Here is a 21881-nt window from a genome sequence, read left to right as displayed (position 1 = left end):
GCTGTAACGAGATGGTCCAAGAAAAAGTTTGAACTCACAAAAAAAAATCTCCTCTCATTTTGTTACATGAGAAGAGATTTTATGAATTCGGGAAAACCTTGATATCTGCTAAGGAACTAGTTGCCCGCATGCCATAAGCGACGTAAATAGGCTGCCGCATCATCTGCCTGCTCCGCGGTTACACCTTCCAGAGAGATGTCGATATGAGGCTTATACGCTTTGAGCAGTTCAAAGAATAAAGGATAATCCAATATCCCTTCGCCAGGTACAGGATTGTACTTTTTGCCGCTCACATCAAAAGCAACATCCTTCGCATGGATGGCAATCATTCGATCGTACAGCTGTTCAAACACATCTCGCAGAAAATCTGCCTGGTCCACGACATGCTCTACCTTGATCAGATTGCATGGGTCAAACAGCAGCCCAACGCTCGATGACGGAACCTCCTCGAACAAGCGCTGCATATGCTCTCTTGTATGTAAGGTATGGACAGACACGGGCTCAATGGCCACATGAACGCCCCATTTGTCCGCCTCCTCTGCGAGCTCAAGCACCGACTCACGCAGCACCTCAAATCCCTGCTCCTCGTAGGAAGTCGGATGAGTCTCTTTGTACGTGGTTAAACTTCCTGTTTCTGTGGCTACGATACTGCAGCCAAAATCACGAGCATAACGCAAATGTTCTTTGAAGCGTGCCAGCTCAGACTTCCTCGCGGCCGTATCCGGATGAACCGGGTTAATATAACAGCCCAGCACCGCTATCCGTATGCCTTCCTTGTGGAACTGCTCACCTACCCAATTGGCCAGACCCGGGCTCAGTTTACCAGTTGAAGAATCGATATCTGACAACGCCTTGGCCAGTGCAAGCTGAACCGATGTAAACCCGCTGCCGGCGATGCGAGCTGCCAGACTTGAAGTGGGCTGTTTACCAAACGTATGCGCCAGAACTCCCAGTTTCATGTTCTCGTATCCTCCTTCTTAAATGAGCATTAACGAGCGAGCCAGCCTCCGTCTACATTCAGAACGTGTCCATTCAAATAATCTGAAGCGGAGGAAGCCAAAAATACCACTGGTCCCTTCAGATCCTCCGGTGTCCCCCAGCGTCCAGCTGGAATCCGAGCTGTAATATCCTTGTAGCGATTCTCATCGTCCCTGATCTGCTGGGTGTTGTTCGTTACCATGTATCCCGGAGCAATTGCATTGACCTGTATTCCTTTACCTGCCCATTCGTTAGCCAGTGCTTTGGTTAAGCCTGCTACCGCATGCTTGCTGGCTGTATACCCCGGCACATTAATACCGCCTTGATAAGACAGCATGGAAGCAATGCTGATAATCTTGCCGCTTCCCCGCTCAATCATATGTCTTCCAGCCAGCTGGCTTAAGAAAAATACAGTGTTTAGGTTAAGGTCAATGACATCATGCCAGTCCGAGGCTCCGTGATCAGCTGCCGGCGTACGGCGGATAATTCCCGCATTATTGACAAGCACATCGATTCTTCCCTGAAACTGAAGTGCCTGTTCGAATATGGATGAAAGCTCTTCTTCTTTGCTCAGATCAGCCTGAATTCCCAATGCCTTACGGCCTAGCTGCTCAATCGCTTGCACCGTCTCTGTCGGCATGGAATGGGATACAGCAATGATATCCGCACCTGCTTCTGCAAGCCCTATGGCCATTCCTTGACCTAATCCACCGGAGGTACCGGTAACCAGTGCTACTTTACCACTGAGATCAAAATAGTTCATACTTCTCTATGCCTCCCGCTAATTATCAATCTTCACTCCCATGGTTTCGTATGGAGCCTTCATTTCATCCGTAAGTGCTTTGTCGCTGATAATCACATCGACCTCTCCGCAAGCTGCAAAAGTACGCAGTGCAAATCGACCGAATTTGTAATGATCCACTACAGCATAGACATGCTGCGCTGTGTGGATCAGTGCCTTTTTGAGAGGAACAAGATCACCCGTGTATATAGAAAAACCGAATTCAGGATGCAGAGCCGTCGTCGAAATAAACGCCTTGTGGATGTTCAAGCTGGATATAAACTGCTCCGTCTCATCACTGACCAGCATATTTCTGACCCTGGACCCGCCTGGCACCACCAGCCGAATCTGATCCTTACGGGTCAGCTCGGAAATGATGAACAGATCATTGGTGATGACCGTCAGCGGAATATTCTCCAGCAGTCGTGCCATCTCCAGTGTCGTGCTTCCTCCATCAAGAGCAATGACATCATACGGCTCGATGTAAGTCATTGCCCGCTCTGCGATTTCGATCTTCTCGGGATTGTGCTTCTCCAGCGCACCCATACTGGTCAGAATGCCATATTGATCATTCTGGGCCAGCATGGCTCCCCCGTGCACCCGCACGAGGAGACCCATGCTCTCCAGCTTGTCCAGATCCTCTCTGATGGTCTTTCCAGTCACTTCAAGGAGCTCACTTAACTCATTCACGGTCACTTCCTGCTTGGCAATGAGCAGCTCCATTATTTTTTCATGTCGTTTCATTGAGTTCATATTTCATTCAACTTTCTGTGTTATTTCAGCTCCGTCATCTTCACGCCGTCCATATCATCAAAGGTTTGATTCTCTCCAGCCATAGCCCAGCAGAACGTGTAATTGCTCGTTCCTACACCGCTATGGATCGACCAGCTCGGTGAGATAACAGCCTGACCCTGACGAACAACCAGATGTCTCGTTTCTTCAGGCTCACCCATCATATGGAATACGACTCCATCCTCCGGAAGGTTGAAGTACAAGTACACTTCAGAACGACGATTATGTGTATGCGCAGGCATCGTATTCCACATGTTCCCCGGATCAAGCTCTGTAATTCCCATGACCAGCTGACAGCTCTTGATTCCGCCTTCATGAATGTATTTATATATGGTTCTTTCATTCGAGGTTTGAATACTGCCTAAGTGAGCCGGCGTAGCCTCCTGCTGTGTTGCCTTCGTTGTCGGGTAAGCATGATGGGCAGGTGTGGATACAAAATAAAACTGTGGAGCTTCTCCTGAGCCTGAATGGAAGATCACTTCCTTCACACCAAGGCCGATATACAGACACTCCTTGCTTCCAATCTCATACCGTACCCCATCGGCAGATACCGTTCCATGACCACCGATGTTAATGATACCGATTTCACGACGAGCCAGGAAAAAGTCCGTCCCAATATCCTTCAAATTCACTTCCAGCTTGATATCTTGAGACTCTGGCACCGCAGATCCTACGATGTAACGATCCACATGAGAATATACGGTAACAAGTTCATCTTTGGCAAATAAGTGATCGATCAGAAATTCCTCGCGTAAACGGCTGGTATCATAGTTCTTCACTTCATTGGGATGAGCAGCATAACGGTTTTGCATTTGATATCAATCCTTTCGTATGTCATAGATTATATTAGAAGGAAGTTCATATAGGTTTATTTTAGTTTATTTAAGTCGATTTGTGTACCCTTTATTTATGAAAAATTAAAACTATGTCAAAAAAGCGACCCCTCTCGGGATCGCTTACCATTCAAATCCTATATCCGATTAGTAGCTGCTGTCAGAACGCTCACCTTTTGCAATCGCAACGCCGCCGCTTGTTCCAATACGGGTAGCTCCCGCTTGAATCATCGTTAATGCATCCTCACTGCTGCGGACCCCTCCAGAGGCCTTGACGCCTACATCAGGCCCTACCGTTTTGCGCATGAGCGCGATATCTTCCTTCGTCGCTCCACCTGTAGAGAAGCCCGTGGAAGTCTTCACAAAATCAGCACCGGCTTGTACAGCCAGCTCACATGCACGTACTTTCTCTTCATCTGTTAAGAGACAGGTCTCGATAATGACTTTGGTCAGTGCTTTCCCTTTAGCTGCGTTGACGACAGCTGCGATATCCTCGCGAACGTAATCATCATTGCCATCTTTGAGCGCACTGATGTTAATCACCATATCCACTTCGGTAGCTCCATTATTAATAGCATCCGTTGTTTCGTAAGCTTTCACTGCAGAAGTTGTTGCACCGAGAGGAAAACCAATAACAGTGCATACTTTAACCTCAGGAGTGTCTTTCAGCACTTCATAAGCAGCCGCTACAAAAGCCGGATTGACGCATACGGATGCAAACCCGTAAGTCTTTGCTTCCTCTGCCAGCTTGATAATATCCTCTTTGCGGGCATCTGCCTTAAGCAGTGTATGATCAACCAAAGGAGAAATTGCTGTTTGATTCATTATTATCGTCCTCACTATTTGTATATTTCTGTTGCTCCACATCTAATCATACCAATACTAACTAGGTTTGCAAAGGCAGGCTAGATCTATTCGTGTGCATGATCAAAAAAAGAGCACCTTGCTCGATGGTTAGAAAGGCAAGGTGCTCATTCATTATAGATTAACTTGCTAAGACTGGTTCACTAATCAGGATCAGTGAGCCACTTGATTGTTCATCATGATCCAAATCGAACCTACAACGATTGTAAGCACGAGCAGGATACCCAGAATCAGACCCATAACGTTCCATTTTGGCTTACCTGCTTCTCCATCACGAATGTGCATGAAGAATAGGAGCTGTACCCCAAACTGCAGTACCGCCATGATCAAAATGATAACCATGTTTACGGTTCTACTGAACATGTCATTCAGAACGACAACAAGCGGAATGATGGTCAGGATAATCGAGATGACATATCCAATGGTGTAAGATTTAAGTGATCCATGCTCCTCATGAGATTCATGTGCATGATTATGCTGTTCCGCCATCTTACATCACCCCCATCAGATAGACGATCGTAAGGAGGAAGATCCATACGACGTCCAAAAAGTGCCAGAATAAGCTTAAGTTCATTACTTTACCACGAATCTCAGGAGTAATTCCGCGCTTCTTCAATTGAAGAAGCAGACCGAACATCCAGAACAGACCAAACGTTACGTGAGCGCCGTGAGTACCAACCAAAGTATAGAAAGCACCGGTGAATGCGCTCGTTGTAATCAGTGCTCCGTGGTGAACCATTTCAGTGAACTCGTAAATTTCAAGACCCAGGAATGTCAGACCCAGTACGGCTGTAACAATCAGCCAGATCGTTAATCCCTTCTTATCTCCGCGGTTCATTGCCAGAATAGCAAGTCCACTCGTGAAGCTGCTCGTCAACAAGACGAATGTGTTGATAATAATGATCGTCATGTTAAACAGATCCGGCCCTTCTGGTCCGCCTGCCGTATTATCCTTCAACACGATATAGGTCGCAAAGAATACAGAGAACAGAATCAAGTCAGAGATTAGGAACAGCCAGAATCCTAAAGTCTTTAGTTCCTGTGGATCATGATGACCATGATCGTGACCGTGATCATCATGATGATTATTTACTGCTGTGTGTGCCATTATACCGACCCCCTCAAGGCTGCTTCGGTACGTCTAACTTCTTCAGCCGGAATGTAATAATCCGTGTCGTACTGGAACGAGCGTGCGAACAGAGTCGCCACCACGCCAAGCAGTCCAGGGATATACATCCACCACCAATCCCATACAAACCCGAAGCCTGCGATAAAGAAGAAGACAGACATCACGATTGGAATACCTGTGTTTTTCGGCATATGAATTGGCTCATATGTTGGCTCAGCTGTTTGCGTTTGATGAGCGCCCGTAGCTTTACGTTGTTTATCCTCCCAAAATTGATCGACAGTATCGACTTTTGGAACGAAAGCAAAGTTATATTCAGGTACCGGAGAAGGAATAGACCATTCGAGTGTACGAGCATCCCATGGATCCGCTCCGACCTTGTTTTCTTTGTATTTTCGAATACCATCTGCAATTTGCAAGAGCTGGAACAAGAAACCGGCCCCCATCAGGAATGCCCCGACAGAAGATACCACGTTCAGCGTTGCCCAGCCTGTATCCCATCCGTACGTATACAGACGACGAGTCATACCCATTAGACCGAGTGCGTATTGCGGCATAAATGTGATATAGAAACCAATGTTCCATGTCCAGAATGCCCAATGTCCCCAGCGGTTCGGCAAGTTGAATCCGAACAGCTTCGGCCACCAGTAGTACATACCAGCAAAGTAACCGAACACGACACCACCGATCAGAACCTGGTGGAAGTGAGCGATCAAGAAGTAACTGTTATGGAACTGGAAGTCAGCCGGCGCAACGGACAGCATAACGCCTGTCATCCCCCCGATAATAAAGCACGGCAGGAACGCAATGGTCCACATCATTGGAAGCGTAAAACGAATTCGTCCGCGATACATGGTAAACAGCCAGTTAAAGACCTTGACACCCGTAGGTATCGAAATCAACATGGTCGTAATCGCGAAGAATGCATTGACATCGGCGCCTGATCCCATCGTAAAGAAATGATGGACCCACGTGAAGAAGGACAGTACGCTGATAATCAGCATTGCAAATACCATTGATTTATATCCAAACAATCTCTTTCTTGAGAATGTCGCCACAACCTCGGAGAAGATACCAAAGGCTGGCAGAACAACGATATAAACCTCTGGGTGACCCCACATCCAGATGAGGTTGATATACATCATCGGGTTGCCCCCGAGATCCAGCGTAAAGAAATGTGTTCCTGCAAAACGATCCATGAATAGCAAGAACAAAGTAACCGTCAGAATTGGAAATGCAAACAAAATAATAATATTGGTAGCAAATACGGACCAGGTAAACATCGGCATTTTCATCCAAGTCATGCCTGGAGCACGCATCTTAATGATTGTTACAAGGAAGTTAATCCCTGTGGCGAGGGAACCGATACCGGATATCTGTATCCCCCATATATAGAAGTTCTGTCCTACCCCCGGACTAAATTCGAGCCCTGATAAAGGTGGATAACTGAGCCATCCGGCTGCAGGTGAACCCCCGATTACGAATGAAAGGTTAAACAGCATTGCACCTAGGAAGAACAGCCAGAAGCTGACAGCATTCAGATAAGGGAAAGCGACATCTCGCGCCCCGATCTGAAGAGGTACAACCACATTAAACAGACCGAACATAAATGGCATCGCCATAAACAGAATCATGATCGTTCCGTGTGTAGTAAAGACCTGGTTATAGTGATCCGCATGCAAGAATTCCATACCTGGTAAAGCCAGCTGGAATCTCATCATAAGCGCGTCCACGCCGCCGCGGAACATCATTAGAATCGCGGCCAAGATGTACATGATACCGATTTTTTTGTGGTCAACCGTTGTCAACCAGTTTTTCCAGAGCCAGCCCCATTTTTTAAAATAAGTGAGTCCGACGACAATCGCAAGTGATGCTAGGCCGATAGATACCTGTGCCCCCAAAATAAGGGGATCGCCTGTTACCAAAAACTCTGTCGTCAGGAACTCCCACAAATCACTAAACATGAATGAAGGGCCTCCTTTCGAGCTAATGTTTATTCGTGCGTTGTTGCTTCAGCAGATTCGTCTTGATCCACTACGTATTTAGTAACGATATCGTTAAACAGTCCTTCAGGAAATGCTGAGAAATATTGAACTTCCTCAACACTTGGATCAGAGAGCTGATCATAACCTTCAGCCGTAAGCGGCTGAGAGTTCAGCTTCACTTCATTAATCCAGTTGTTGTAGTCTTCCTCGGAAACCGCATTTACATCAAATTTCATATCTGTGTAATGCTCTCCAGAGAAGTTAGCTCCTGAACCCATAAAGGTTCCCTGCTCATCGGCTTGAAGATGAAGAACCATGGCCATACCCGACATCGTGTACATTTGTCCGCCAAGTTCCGGAATCCAGAACGAGTTCATCGGTGCATCCGAAGTCAGCTCGAAACGAATCGGTGTATCTTCAGGAATCGTCAGTGTATTTACAGTTGCTACATTCGAATCCGGGTACATAAACAACCATTTCCAGTCCAGGGAGGTTACTTGAATCGTAATCGGCTCCTTATCAGACACGAGCGGTTTCGAAGGCTCTGTTGCATACGTATAGCGCACAGTGACTGCACCAAGTACAATAATGATTAGAATAGGAAGTCCCCACCATATCGCCTCGGCAACTGTGCTGTGCGCCCAGTTCGGTGAATATTTCGCTTTGTTTCCAGGTGTGTCACGATATTTCCATACAATAACACCAACCAGTATTAATGTAGGTACAATGATGATCGCACACAAAATGGTTGAAATTATGATCAAATCCCTTTGTGCCTCGCCGATCGGTCCACTTGGATCGAGTACAACGTATTTTCCGTTCTCATCTGCAAACAGTGACCATATCATAACGCCCAAGGTAACCAGCGTAATCACTACTGCAAGAATGATTTTGGAAAGCGATCTAGGTTTTTTATCCATCTTGATCCCCTCTCCTTTAATGCGCAATTACAAACGATGCTATTATCTTCCCCCTAAAGATATCAGAAATTCATGACAATAAAACGGGTGTTAACAAATTTGTCGAATTTGATCACAAATTTTGTGAATTTTTTCTCACAAATGATCTATTTCCTTGCATTCCACAACAAAAAGAGCCTTTGCCACTCAAACCATTTGGGTTTGTCGGCTAAGGCTCTTTACCAAATATACAGCGGTTTGAAACAGTCATTTCCCTCTCCCTCATACGCCTCACTTTATTGATCTTCGGTCTCTTGATCTTTTCTATGGAGATCGAGAAGGCCCATCGCTTTTCCTATAAAGTAAATGTAGACACTACCCACCAAAAAGCCTATGCCTACCATAATTCCCATGTTGCTGTTCGTCAGTGCATGAAGATTAAACAAACAGATGACTACACCTGTAATTAAGGCTACCCAGGCCATTACCGTCATCATGAACACCATGCGTACAGCTCGGTCATCCTTCTCTCGGGCAGCGCTGACACGTGCAGGTTTGTTCACAATCATCGGAAGTCAACTCCTTCTAAATTTTGTAAGTGCTTACTACATTTAATATATCACACTTCAACAAGAATTGTTCACTATTTGTTCAAAATTTAGTCAAAAATATTTCATTATTTTTGAAATTTAAGGTCAATAACCTTATTTTTACAATCCATATCTGGAATTTCTTCATTGACACTTCACATTTCCGACTTATTTTTTGGACGCTTTGATGGTAGCTGCACCCTATATAATCCAGAATAAAGCTTTACTTTGCCTATATATTTTATAGTTATTGATGAATAGTAAACCGGTGAAAAGGAAAAACCGCTGCAATTAGAATCTGCAGCGGTTTTCGCAATAAATGAGCCTTAGGTTAGCTCTATTTCATTATAAAGGTCTCGTTTCGAGCCAGTTGTTTCTGATCACATTTTGATACCAGTAGAAGCTCTCTTTAGGTGTTCTTACCAGCGAGCGATAATCCACATGTACGAGCCCAAATCTCATACGATACCCCTCTGCCCACTCGAAGTTATCCATCATGGACCAAGCCATGTATCCTTTAACCTGTATACCATCGGTTATAGCGCGGTGGATTTGTGCGATGTGCTGCTGCAAATATGAAATACGGCGGAAGTCTTTTACCTGACCGTTCTCCACTTCATCATTGATGCATGCACCATTTTCCGTAATGTAAATATCGATGTTACCGTACTTCTGCAAATGATGCAGTGCTTCATACAATCCACGGGACTCCACCGGCCAGCCGATATCGGTTTGAACGAGTCCCATATCGATCTGTTCAAATCCGAGTACACCGGCATCCGGATTGTAACGATCCACACTCATGGTATAGTAGTTGATTCCGAGATGATCAATCGGCTGAGAAATGATTTCCATGTCTCCTGGCTTAACGTCTACCTTAGCGCCAGCTTGTTCAAACCAGTCGACCATAAACTGAGGGTATTCCCCCTTGAAGACCGGATCAAGGAACCAGTCCGCAAACCATGCGATATGGCGTTCGCTTGCGGCTTTATCCGCTTCAGACTTACTGTAAGGGACAGCCCATTCCATATTTGGAGCGATACCGATCTTGCCTTCTATACCCAGCTCACGGAACTTCTTAACGGATTTGCCGTGAGCCAGCAGCAGACCATGCCCAACATTTAGTGCTGTTTGCAGATCTCGATTGCCTGGCGCGTGGGCACCCAGTAGGTTGGATAGAAACGCGATACACCATGGCTCATTAAACGTGAGCCAGCTCTTGATCTTACCATTAAACTCACGATACATAATCTCTGAGAACTTCACAAAAGCCTCGACCGTTATATCGCTCTCCCACCCGCCAGCGTCTTGAAGGGTTTGGGGCAAGTCCCAGTGATACAAGGTACAAAACGGCTCAATACCATTCTCAAGCAGTTTGTCTACGAAGCGGTGGTAATAATCAAGACCCGCTTGGTTGATCTCTCCGTCCCCATCTGGGAGAATACGTGACCAAGATACCGAGAATCGGTAGCTCTGAATACCTAGCTGCTTCATTAGTGCAATATCTTCTTCATAACGATGATAGCTGTCGCAGGCGATATCGCCGTTATCTCCATTAAATACTTTACCTGGTGTTTTAGCGAAGGTATCCCATATGGACGGTCCTCTGCCGTCTTCTGCAGCCGCTCCCTCGATCTGATACGCCGCTGTAGCCGTACCCCATTGAAAATCTTTAGGAAATTGAAAAATTGTCATTTTGAGCTCCCCCAACCCATCAGATTAATTGTGCTTTCAAAATATACACTTCAAATTCTAAAACGTTTTCGATTACTTGAAAAAATGAAAGCTAACTGATCTTGATATCAATTAACTCCTTGAATGAAAGTGCTTACACATATTCATAAAAATTATAGTTCATAATCACCCGAAGGTCAATGAGATAACCTAATTACGAGTATAAAAATGGAGCGAAGATTATCAACTAATCTTCGCTCCATTGAGGTGTTACCTTTTAATGTGTGAAATAATTAAAGGTCTTTTCCTGTCCACAATTCTACACGAGCCTTAACCCACTCTGTGTATTGTTTTTCCATTTCTACAGCGCCTGCTTTATCAATCTCTTGCAGCATAGTGTCATAGATTTGGTCAAATTTATCCGGTGTAGATACAATTGCTTCAGGAATACGCTTCTGAATAATGTCTTGTGTCTTCTGGAAAGTTACTTCGTAATCCGTACCCGATGGTACCGGCATATTGTAAGCTGCTCCCCACTCTTTAACTGGGAAATCATCCTTAGATGGGAACAGATCCTTCCATGTGTCTACACCATATCCAGCAAGTGTTTCCTTCTCAACTTCGTTGTAATTTTTGATAATCTCTTCTGGGAAGTTTGTTGTGTAATAGTTGCCGGATGGATCTTTCACTCCGTCACCATAGCGTGCACTAAATATGCTGTAAAGACCGATTCCTGTTTCTTTTGTAAAGTTTGAGTTGTCATTGTTCTTGCGTTCCTGAACATCAGCTGGGATCTTACGAACCCCATCTTCTACAACATAATGTTCTCCTTCAATTCCCCAGTTACGGAGCACTTGAGCTTCATCAGATGCAAGCCAGTCAAGGAATTTGATTGTACGTACAGGGTCTTCATTACTTACTGTAATACCAATACCATAAGCATCAAGTCCAGTGTCTTGGAAGTCAGCACGCTTATATGTCTCATCAAGAGTTACTGGGTAATGACCATAAGTCTCATCATATTTACCGGCTGATTTCAGAGCATTCTCAGCATCGCCATATGCCCAGTCTTGGTCAATCAGACCAAGTACACGACCACTTGCGATTTTCGCTTTGTATTGGTCATCTTTTTGAATAAAGCTGTCTTTATCAAGAAGACCTTCATTGTACATTTTATTCAACCAGCGGAAATATTCTTTCTCTTCTGGACGTTTGTAATGAAGCATCGCTTCATAAGTTTCGGGATTGATGTAGTATTCGCCGTCGTCAGGAGCACCTGTTGCAGCAAATGCTGGGTTTGTAACTGTAATCATGATTCTCCAGCCATCTGCACTAAGTGTAAGCGGAATCGTTGGCTGTCCATCTTCCGTTGTTGGATGCTTCTTGTAATACTCACGCAGAGCATTCTCGAAATCTTCCAATGTTTTTATCTCAGGGTATCCAAGTTCTTTAACTACTTTATGCTGAAGGTTGAAACCGCCGCCTGCATCAAAGTTAGTTTGCCCAACACCCGCATTCGTTGGAATAGCATAGATTGCTGGATCCTCATTGCTGTATTTCAGTCGGTCCATTTGACCTTCATATAGCTTCTTCAAATTAGGTGCATGTTCTTCAATCAGATCTGTCATGTCAATCATTGCACCTGCATCAACCAGCTTAGACAGGTTACCTTTAGGGAAAATCAGGTCAGGATATTCTCCACTCGCTGCCATAAGGGCAATCTTGTCATTACCGCCGCCACTGGAAATATCATATTCCGCATTGATCGTAACGCCTGTTTCTTCGATAATTTTCTGTCCAACTGCATCCTGCATCTTATTCCAGTTTGGACTTGCATCCGCACCGAAGAATGTTAATGTGATTGGCTCAGTAGAGTCAGATGTACCTTCTGTTCCTGTGCCTGAACCCTCATTTGTATTTCCGCAGGCAGCAGTAAACAACATTGTGCTTGCAAGCAGCAACATAGCGATTGTCTTTGGCGCTTTGTGCTTCATTTGCTGTAATCCCCCTTAAAAAAATCTTTTATATGCATAACAGGTTTCCCTGTATATACCGATAATGAAAAAAGAAATAACATGAATTATTAAATATTACATATAAAGCGCTTAAATAAAGTAGAAAATGGGTTGATAAGCTAATAATTGTGTTACTTTTGAGGAAAAAAGTTTAATAATTGAGTTTAATCTAAGTTGAGGAGAACGTTTTCGAAACAAGGTAATGTAAGTGCTTTCAATATATTCATTGTATGAAATTCCCTTCAATAAGTCAATCTATTTTTTCATATTATTAATAACTTTTTTCGAATGATATTTGTAGACATTTGGGTCCGTTGATCCACATCAAAGAGCTGCTTTTAAAGGTCATATTTCAGTCAATCCAACTAGGAAGCATAAGCACTTGACCCAGGAATTTTACATATTTCTGTCCGGAGCATCATGTTTAAACGTTTTCGGTTAAATAGTTCTTCATTTTATTAATATTCGATTACTATATATGTAAATATATTTAGATTATCGACTTTAATGTAAATTATTAATAAAAATAGAACAAAGAGACTTATATAGAAATATAAAAGTCTCTTTGTTCTTAACAATTGCGCATTATGAGCTCAGTTTATTTTGACCTAATTATTCTGCGGCTGCGTTACTTCCGTTCCACAGCTCTACTCTTTGCTTAATCAGCTCAGTATACTCTGCTTCCATTTCAGTTACGCCAGCTTTGTCCAGCTCAGTCAGCATGGTATCGTACACAGAATCAAACTTGTCTGGTGAAGTCAAGATTGCTTCAGGGATACGTTTTCTGATAATATCTTGTGATTTCTGGAATGCAACACTGTAGCTTGATCCAGATGGTACAGCCATATTATAAGCAGCACCCCATGGTTTTACAGGGAATTCGTCTTCTTTCGGGAACAGGTCCTTATAAGTCTCAGCTCCGTATTGCTTCAGCGTTTTCTTGTCTGCTTCTGAATAGGAAGCAACAATCTGCTCTGGATAGTTGGCTGTGTAATAATTGCCTGTAGAATCCTTCACGCCGTCACCATAGTGCGGTGCAATATTTCCATACAAGCCAATCCCCGTTTCTTTCGTAAACGGTCCTGCATTGTTGTTCTTCTCACTCAGCACTTCTTCAGGAATGACACGTTGTCCATTCTCATCTACGTTGTAGTGCTCGCCTTCGATACCCCAGTTAATCAGAATTTGACCTTCTTCAGAAGCCAGATAGTCAAAGAACTTGATTGTACGTACTGGATCCGGATTTGATGTAGAGATACCTACGCCCCATCCAGATTGGAAACCTGTGTCTTGGAACGTATGATCCAAGATGTCCTCAGACATCGTTACAGGGAATGTCGCATAAGTTTGGTCATGTTTCCCTTGAGTTTTCAGTGAGTTCTCAGCATCCGCATAACCCCACTCTTGGTCGATCAGACCAAGTACACGACCACTGGCAATTTTGGATTTATACTGATCCGATTTTTGTACAAAGCTTTCTTTATCAATCAGACCCTCGTTATACAGCTTGTTTAACCAGCGGAAGTATTCTCTTTCCTCAGGACGTTTAACATGCAGCATTGCTTCAAAAGTATCTGGATTGATGAAGTATTCACCGTCATCATGCGCTCCTGTTGCCCAGAATGCCGGGTTCGTTACTGTAATTTGAATTCTCCAGTCGTCTGCATCCAGCGTCAATGGAATAGTAGGCTGTCCATCTGTTGTCGGATGAAGCTTCATATAATCCTTCAAGGCTTTCTCGAAATCTTCTGTTGTACGAATTTCAGGATATCCCAGTTCTTCAAGCACACGGTGCTGCAGCTTGAATCCACCTGTCGCATCAAAATACTGTTGACCTACACCTGCATAGGTTGGGAGCACATAGATGGATTCATCTTCAGTGCTGTACTTCAAGCGATCCCAGTACTCTCCATATAGAGCTTTAATGTTAGGTGCGTATTCCTCAATAAGGTCTGTCAGGTCGATCAAGGCACCTGCATCGACAAGCTTATTCACTTCACCTTTGGCAGAAATGATATCTGGATACTCACCGCTCGCTGCCATAAGTGCAACCCGGTCTTGTCCTCCGCCCGTTACAGCAAACTCACCATTCAGAGTAACGCCTGTAGCTTCGGTGATTTTTTTACCAACTGCATCTTGCATTTGATTCCAGTTTGGTGAAGCATCAGCACTGAAGAAATCAAACGTTATTGGTGAAGTATCATTACTTGTATCTTCATATTCACCACTGCCATTGCTTCCCCCGCCGCATCCTGCGGCCAGAAGAGACATTCCAAGTAAAGGTACAATTGCAAATTTCGTTGTTTTGCTAGGCATTTCTAAAGTTCCTCCCCAAATTACGCACTATCTTTTTTATCCAATCCAACATGTTATATTTATCTCTCTATCTGTATCTTTTCTAATTTTACGTTTCTTGACCTCAATCTATCCAAATGGAGGGATTAGGCTTTAACTGCACCCAGTGTCATACCGCCAACGAAGTACTTCTGAAGGAACGGATAGACCACAAGGATCGGAACAGTAACGACAATAGTGATTGCCATCCGGATGGATTCCGGTGAAATATTGGCCATTTGCTGTGCCATATCATTCGCATTAACTGTAGAGCCACTGCCTTGCTGTGTACTTTGAAGGACCTTCATAAGCTCGTATTGAAGGGTCGTGAGCTCCGGCTTTGAACCATTGTACAAGTAAGTATCAAACCAGGAGTTCCACTGTCCAACGGCCAGGAACAATGCAATTGTCGCAAGTACCGGCTTACAGAGCGGAAGAATGATTTTGTAATAAATTTTGAAGTCATTGGCCCCATCGAGCTTGGCCGATTCTTGAAGCGCGTATGGAAGACCATCAATAAAGGACCGAATAACGAATACGTTAAATGCACTGATCAGAGCTGGGAAAATGTAAATCCAGAACGTACCGATCAGGTTAAGATCTCTCATCAAGATGTACCCTGGAATCAAACCACCAGAGAAATACATCGTAAGTGCCAGGAACGTAGACACGAATTTCTTCGCTCTAAAGTCAGGACGAGCGAGTGTGTATGCTACCATGGATGAACTCAAGAGCCCAAGCAGGGTTCCGACAATCGTTCTAGCCAGGGATACCTGAGCACCTTGGATCAAGCCGTCATATTGGAAAATCGTTGTGTAATTCTCAAGTGTAAATTCACGAGGCCACAAGTAGATCCCGCCACGAACGGTATCCGTCGATTCATTAAGTGAGATTGCCAGTACGTTCAAGAACGGATACAGCGTCACGATAAGAATTAAGGCCATAACAACATAGTTAGCTACATCAAAAACCTTCTCCGAAGTTGTAGCGTTAAATGCTTTGTTAGCTTTTGACACACTTCCTTCCCCCTTTCTACATGATGCTCTCTTTAGTGAATTTCTTGAAGAGTCCGTTTGCAGTGAACAACAGGATTACGCTGACCACAGAGTTGAATATACCTATTGCTGTACCGTATGAGTACCTGCCCATCTGCAAACCGTAATTCAGAGCATAGAGATCGAGTACTTCCGAGTAGTCCGTTACCAAGCTGTTTCCTAGCAAGAATTGTTTCTCGTAACCAATACTGATCAAGTGACCGATCGACATGATGAATAGTACAGAGATAGTAGAACGGATACCAGGCAAAGTGATATGCCACATTTGTCTCCAGCGGCTTGCACCATCGACGCGGGAAGCTTCATACAGCTCCTGATCGATACCTGTAATCGCTGCCAGATAAATAATTGCGTTCCATCCCATTTCCTTCCACAAGTCGGAAGCGGTTACAATGTACCAAAATAGGTTCCCCTGTGCCATAAACTGAATCGGCTCATCAACAATATTAAGTGCGACTAAGATATCATTGATAATACCGCCGTCCGTGGACAGCATTTTCGTTACAATCCCGGCTACAACGACCCAGGATACAAAGTGAGGCAAGTATGATACCGTTTGCACGGTTCTCTTGAAAAATTTGCCGCGAAGCTCATTAAGCAGGATAGCGAAGAATATCGGGAATACGAAACCGACAACTAGTCCCATCAAACTCATGGCTAATGTATTTCTTAGTACAAGGTAGAACCGATCGTCACTGAACAACTCGACGAAATGTTTGAACCCTACCCAATCCTGCTCGAAAAAGCCTTTTGCTGGCTTAAAGTCTTGAAATGCCATGGTCCATCCCCATAGCGGCAGGTAGTTGAATACGAACACCCATGCAACGAAAGGCATGGACATCAGCAGCAAATACTTTTGGTCTTTCACTGTCTTCCAAAAGTTATTAGGCCCTTTCCGCTTCGCTTTCGTAGCGGGTGACTCCTTGGAATCCGTGGAAGCGGGCTGTGTTAGCGTTTCCATGAAATGACCCCTCCTCTGTTTGATAACTTAATGATACTCCAACATTTTGAAGAGAAATACCCAATGGATTTAATATAATTTCATATAAAAATTAGAGGTGTGTCGTCGAATCGTTATATAAAATGTCTAAAAATGAGGGTATTCAAATAAGCTGCTTGAACGACCGTATTTCATGCAAAAACGTTTTTGTTTTCATGAAAAGGCCGCCTAGCCTTGATCCCTGGATTGCTCCCGGTAAGCAGACGGTGACACACCAACATACTTTTTGAATTTACTATGAAAATAATCCACATTTGCATATCCAATGGTAGCAGACACTTGATGGACCTTAAGACCCTCAGACAGCAGCTCCTTCGCCCGCTCCATGCGAACTTTGTCGACAAATACGTTAAAGGATTCTCCTGTGTAATTTTTGAACAGCTTGCCTAAATAGCTGCTATTGTAATTGAAGACTTCGGCAAGCACTTCGAGCTTGAGGTGATCTCCTGGATTTCGTTTAATGAAATCGATCATTTGCTTAATTACCGTATCTTTGCTGTTCCCGCCCAGTTGAGAAATGACTTTTACAAACTGAATATTCAAAGTCTCTAACAGATCGTATAGCGTTGGCTGCCGGTATAAAGCCGCCAGCATAGCCGTATGCTCTGTCGCGATGCTCTTGGCATCTTCATGATTCAAAGACAGCTTATTCAGAGCTATTGCGGCTATTTGAGCCGTAATTTTTTTGATGTCACCTTCGGTAAAACGGCTCTTGGTTACGATCTCTTCTATCTCTGACAATACCCGGGTAAGAAGATCCATGCTTCTAATGTCCAGCGCATAATACAGCTTATCAGCCAGTTCATGTTCATTCATCGTACTTGCCTGTTCAAATTCCTCACCCGGCTCATGCACGTCGGACAGAAGCATTATACTTCTTTCTTTTGCGAAGAATCGCCGCTCAATCGTAATTAATGCCTCACGGTAAGACTGTTCAAGCTCCCGGACACGATCGACAGGGCGGCCCGCAGCAATATATATCATAGCAGCGTAGCGTTTGAGCACCGTTACGATCCCTTCATATAAACGGCGGGCTTCCTCTTTGGACAGCACCGGCTCCCGGAGCAAGATCCCGACATATTTGCCTGCATTAAATACGACTCCGCGCTGTGAGGCATTCAGCATCTCTGCGACTTCCCGTTTCACTTCAGTTAGGAATAAAGTAGAATCGTCATACAGTTCAAGGAGAAGTACTTGATAGCTTGGAGAATGAAGCCCCCATTCCTTCAGCTGCTCATCTTCCCAGACTTGTCCATCAAAGATAATAGACTCAATGAGATGCTCTCTGTAGAACAGCTCTTCGTTTGAGGTCCGCTGCTTGATCTTCTCCTCTTTGTCCAGCATTTTCTTGATTCGTTCCAGTTCTTCTATCATTTCTTCTTCGTCCACCGGCTTAAGCAAATAGCCATCTACGCCGAAGCTGATTGCCTTCTTGGCATAATCAAAATCGGCATGACCGCTTAAGATTAGAAAATGGCCTTTTTTTCCTTCTTCAAACAGCTGTTCTATCACTTCAAGACCTGTCATTCCAGGCATTCGAATATCAAGTATCATCAGATCCGGCTGTAGCTCATGATATTTCTCTACAGCTTCTCTTCCATTAGAAGCCGTATCAATGACTTCATAACCCTGTGCTTCCCAATCAATGATCGTCTTCAGCCCTTCCCTGATCATCGGTTCGTCATCTACAAGTATTACGCTATACATTCAGGCTGCCTCCTTTGGGAACAGTAAAATAAATTTCTGTACCTACTCCATATTCGCTATAAATATTTAATCCGTGCTCTTCGCCATAAGACAATGTTAATCGCTGATGAACATTTCTTAGGCCAATACGGCTTTTTTCTTCCTCATCAGGACCTGCAATGGAAGTAAGTACTTCCGCAAGCCGTTCCTCGGTTATGCCGACGCCATTATCTTTTACGCATATTCTAAGCAGCTTCTCGTCCAAATTTTGAATCTCGACCTCCACTTTAACGCCCTCTTCCTGATTCTCGAGTCCATGTACAATCGCATTCTCAACGAGAGGCTGGATGATCAGCGGAGGGATGTATATTTTATCAGCAGACTTGTCCAGCCGCAATTCGAAATCCAGGCGATCTTCATAACGGAATTTCTGAATCTGCAGATAGGATTGAACAATCTCCATCTCGGCTTTGACCGTTGTAAGTCCACTGCCGATCTCCAAGTTTTTGCGCATCAGCTTTCCGAGCAGCCGAACGATATTCGCGATTTCGACCTCACCTTTAATATGGGCTTTCATCCGTATGGACTCCAGCGCATTAAAGAGAAAATGCGGATTGATCTGGCTTGCCATCATTTTGAGCTTGATTTCCTTCTGAGCGATCTCGAGCCGGTTGTTCTGCTCGCTGGTCTCCACGACTTGAGTCATCAATTGATCAATGCTCGATACCATGGAATTAAATTGTCGTGACAACTGACCTATCTCATCATTTCCGTCAATGTTGGATACGACTTTCAAATCCCCAAGGGCGACCCGGTTGATCTGTCGGCTTAATCCAAGCATGCGCTTTGTCGTTAAGAACGAAATAACGTAGACAAATGCCAGCGCCACCAGCAGCACCAAACCGATAAAGAGCATACCAATCAGGCTGATCTTGTTCGCATCATTAACGATGCTCTTGTTGGAGAAGACTGAGACAATTTGAAATCCGTTCATGCTGGAAGCGGGAAGCAGCTCATCGACTATAATTTTGGAAGGCTCGTTCTTTACATCCGTATCAATAATCCCCGTCACTTGGCTGCTAAGATTCACTCCAATATCCAGAGAGTCAAAGGTTCGTCCCACCAGGCTTATATCTTTGGCTGCGACAATGTATCCCTGACTGTCTACAATCATTGTGTCAAAGGGTTCCTGGCTTAATATGTTGTTGATCTCATAACGATTAATGAGCACCATCAGCACACCCTGACTTTGATATTCAGGAAAGTGCACCCTTCTGACCAACGCCAGGGCATCCGCCGGATTATCAGGTGTCGACGGAACATAGAACCAACCGATGCTTCTTGCATGAATCGCTTGATCAAACCACTGGGTTTCCTCAATCTGATCCGTCACCGGGATAAACTCCAGATTGTTCACGAGAGTGGGATTATAGGTGAAGAATCGGATCGCAGACAGCTCCCGGTATTGCTGAAGATACTCATTGAACAGATCGAAGGCATGATAGGTCTTTGTCAGTTCGAGGATGCTGGAGTATTCCGTATTCACAACAGTTTCCAGCTCCTTGTTGAACAGCAGGAGATTTGATATATCTGTCGGCACTCTGAGAAATGTGGAAGCCTGATTTTTAATCCGGTCAACGTTGTTTCGAGCTTGCTCTATCGCTTGGTCCATCGCCTGCTGCCGAAAATAATAAGTCACCCCTATACCGATGATCAGCACAGGAATCATGACGACAAGAACGTAACTCATCAGAAGCTTGTGCTTAAGCTTCGTATTATTATTAAGCCGTACAAGCCATGACAGCAAAGGATTCACCCCTATATCTAATTCTAAGCGCTTACACAAAAGAGAGCTTGCTTCACCTATCATATCACAAAAAGACGACCTGCAAAGTGACTAGTTTCGACATAATTCAACAATTACTACTGGTTCTGTCTTCCCGGTAAGACGAGTAGTATATAAAAGATCAATTCCTGCTGGGAGCACGGAATCACACATCCCAAGTGACTTAAGGAGGACATGCCGTGGATATTTTATCTTCCATTATTATGGGGATTATTGAAGGCCTGACTGAATTCTTACCTGTGTCTTCAACCGGACATATGATCCTGACTGCTCACTTGCTTGGCTTATCTACCGATGAGGAAAGTGTAAAAACCTTCGAGGTTGTTGTCCAGCTTGGTGCAGTGCTTGCTGTTGTCGTATTATATTGGCACACCTTTATTGATTTATTCAAAATCAAACCGTTAGACCGCACGGTTCCGCGACTGAACCTGCTCCATATTTTTCTTGCGATGGTGCCTGCTGGTGTTGCCGCCGTGCTCCTGCGCGATGTCATCAAAGCGTACTTGTTCGGACCCGAAACGGTCGTATACAGCTTGGTTGCCGGGGGACTGCTGATGATCGCTGCTGAGAAATGGCACAAAAAGCCCACTGCGGTTACGATCGACGATATTACCTACAAGCAGGCATTTACGATCGGATTATTCCAGATTCTCGCATTATGGCCTGGTTTCTCAAGATCTGGTTCAACGATATCCGGCGGGCTGCTAGCCAGAGTCAGCCATACGGCGGCCGCTGAGTTCACCTTTCTCGTATCTGTACCGATCATGTTTGCTGCAACACTGCTCGATCTCATGAAGAGCGCATCCTACTTAGCTGTCAGCGATATTCCTTATTTTGCAGCCGGACTGATCACCTCTTTTGCTGTAGGTATGCTCGCCATAAGAACCTTTCTTCATTTATTAAAAAGACTCAAGCTGTCTACCTTTGCCTATTATCGTTTTGGACTTGCTCTGGTCATCTTTGTTTTTGTATTGTAAAAAAGCCCTCCCTGCTGTTCAATCGGACAGCAGGGAGGGCACCTCGTCAGGGCATAAAAATCAGCTATTTTACAGCTTGGATTCTAGTGTTTCAAGATATTCCGACACCTGGGCAGGGGTCTTTGCCCATTTACTATGCAGATGAGCAATCTTCTCTCCGTTCTTGAATACGAGCAGGCTTGGAATACCCCGGACCTGGTTCTCGTCAGCCACCGGCATAAGCTTCTCTGCATCTATAGCGTAGAACTCTTTATCTTGATGCTGGTCGATGACATCGCCAATGAATCGGTCCATATTTTTGCAATCCGGGCACCATGTGGTATCAAATTTGATAACGGTCAGCTTATCCCCTTGAATAAGCTCTCTGTATTGTTCTTCTGTTTGTATTCTCTCCATTTTGCAAATTCCTCTCTTATGGTTCTAGTTATATAATATATCAGCTGACC

At 44.4% G+C, this 21881-nt stretch carries 19 protein-coding genes; 1 reads left to right on the top strand and 18 read right to left on the bottom strand.

Annotated features, from left to right (window positions below; genetic code table 11):
• Positions 1–116: 116 nt before the first annotated feature.
• From BK126_RS25775 to BK126_RS25695, 17 genes are all read right to left on the bottom strand, one after another.
• Positions 117–959: a sugar phosphate isomerase/epimerase family protein gene (locus BK126_RS25775; RefSeq protein ID WP_076315358.1), complete on the bottom strand. Its 843-nt coding sequence runs from the start codon at positions 957–959 to the stop codon at positions 117–119.
• Between the two features lie 29 nt (positions 960–988).
• Complete coding sequence (gene kduD, locus BK126_RS25770; protein ID WP_076315357.1) at positions 989–1741, bottom strand: 2-dehydro-3-deoxy-D-gluconate 5-dehydrogenase KduD; 753 nt, start codon at positions 1739–1741, stop codon at positions 989–991.
• 18 nt (positions 1742–1759) lie between these two features.
• Positions 1760–2512, bottom strand: a complete 753-nt coding sequence (locus BK126_RS25765; protein WP_076315356.1) for a DeoR/GlpR family DNA-binding transcription regulator — start codon at positions 2510–2512, stop codon at positions 1760–1762.
• 20 nt (positions 2513–2532) lie between these two features.
• Positions 2533–3363: a 5-dehydro-4-deoxy-D-glucuronate isomerase gene (gene kduI / locus BK126_RS25760; RefSeq protein ID WP_047913710.1), complete on the bottom strand. Its 831-nt coding sequence runs from the start codon at positions 3361–3363 to the stop codon at positions 2533–2535.
• A gap of 168 nt (positions 3364–3531) precedes the next feature.
• Positions 3532–4209: a deoxyribose-phosphate aldolase gene (gene deoC / locus BK126_RS25755; protein ID WP_076315355.1), complete on the bottom strand. Its 678-nt coding sequence runs from the start codon at positions 4207–4209 to the stop codon at positions 3532–3534.
• A 192-nt stretch (positions 4210–4401) separates the two neighbouring features.
• Positions 4402–4737, bottom strand: coding sequence for a cytochrome o ubiquinol oxidase subunit IV (gene cyoD / locus BK126_RS25750; RefSeq protein ID WP_047913708.1), 336 nt, complete (start codon positions 4735–4737; stop codon positions 4402–4404).
• A gap of 1 nt (position 4738) precedes the next feature.
• The gene (locus BK126_RS25745) at positions 4739–5356 is read right to left on the bottom strand and encodes a cytochrome (ubi)quinol oxidase subunit III (protein WP_047913707.1); all 618 of its coding nucleotides are present in this window, start codon (positions 5354–5356) and stop codon (positions 4739–4741) included.
• Entirely contained in the window at positions 5356–7338 is a 1983-nt protein-coding gene (locus tag BK126_RS25740; protein WP_076315354.1) for a cbb3-type cytochrome c oxidase subunit I, read from the bottom strand. The genes BK126_RS25745 and BK126_RS25740 overlap by 1 nt, the downstream gene beginning before the upstream one ends.
• Positions 7339–7367: 29 nt before the next feature.
• Entirely contained in the window at positions 7368–8279 is a 912-nt protein-coding gene (locus BK126_RS25735) for a COX aromatic rich motif-containing protein (protein WP_076315353.1), read from the bottom strand.
• 275 nt (positions 8280–8554) lie between these two features.
• A complete protein-coding gene (locus tag BK126_RS25730) occupies positions 8555–8827 on the bottom strand; it encodes a hypothetical protein (protein WP_047913704.1) in 273 nt (90 codons plus the stop codon).
• Between the two features lie 366 nt (positions 8828–9193).
• Positions 9194–10543: a GH1 family beta-glucosidase gene (locus tag BK126_RS25725; protein WP_076315352.1), complete on the bottom strand. Its 1350-nt coding sequence runs from the start codon at positions 10541–10543 to the stop codon at positions 9194–9196.
• Positions 10544–10815: 272 nt separating this feature from the next.
• A complete protein-coding gene (locus BK126_RS25720) occupies positions 10816–12516 on the bottom strand; it encodes an ABC transporter substrate-binding protein (RefSeq protein ID WP_076315351.1) in 1701 nt (566 codons plus the stop codon).
• Positions 12517–13149: 633 nt separating this feature from the next.
• Entirely contained in the window at positions 13150–14853 is a 1704-nt protein-coding gene (locus BK126_RS25715) for an ABC transporter substrate-binding protein (protein ID WP_076315350.1), read from the bottom strand.
• Positions 14854–14978: 125 nt separating this feature from the next.
• Positions 14979–15887, bottom strand: coding sequence for a carbohydrate ABC transporter permease (locus tag BK126_RS25710; protein ID WP_076315349.1), 909 nt, complete (start codon positions 15885–15887; stop codon positions 14979–14981).
• A gap of 16 nt (positions 15888–15903) precedes the next feature.
• Positions 15904–16887: an ABC transporter permease gene (locus tag BK126_RS25705; protein ID WP_076315348.1), complete on the bottom strand. Its 984-nt coding sequence runs from the start codon at positions 16885–16887 to the stop codon at positions 15904–15906.
• 207 nt (positions 16888–17094) lie between these two features.
• Positions 17095–18633: a response regulator transcription factor gene (locus BK126_RS25700; protein ID WP_076315347.1), complete on the bottom strand. Its 1539-nt coding sequence runs from the start codon at positions 18631–18633 to the stop codon at positions 17095–17097.
• A complete protein-coding gene (locus BK126_RS25695) occupies positions 18626–20419 on the bottom strand; it encodes a sensor histidine kinase (RefSeq protein WP_483310680.1) in 1794 nt (597 codons plus the stop codon). The genes BK126_RS25700 and BK126_RS25695 overlap by 8 nt, the downstream gene beginning before the upstream one ends.
• Before the next feature lie 242 nt (positions 20420–20661).
• Between BK126_RS25695 and BK126_RS25690 the strand changes: the two genes are divergently transcribed.
• Complete coding sequence (locus BK126_RS25690; RefSeq protein WP_256703051.1) at positions 20662–21435, top strand: undecaprenyl-diphosphate phosphatase; 774 nt, start codon at positions 20662–20664, stop codon at positions 21433–21435.
• Positions 21436–21504: 69 nt separating this feature from the next.
• Here BK126_RS25690 and BK126_RS25685 read toward each other — a convergent pair whose 3' ends face one another.
• A complete protein-coding gene (locus BK126_RS25685) occupies positions 21505–21831 on the bottom strand; it encodes a thioredoxin family protein (protein ID WP_076315345.1) in 327 nt (108 codons plus the stop codon).
• Positions 21832–21881: the final 50 nt, after the last annotated feature.

The organism is Paenibacillus sp. FSL H7-0326, assembly GCF_001955535.1.
GTDB lineage: Bacteria > Bacillota > Bacilli > Paenibacillales > Paenibacillaceae > Paenibacillus > Paenibacillus shunpengii.
This window is presented reverse-complemented; position numbering and strand designations above follow the sequence as displayed.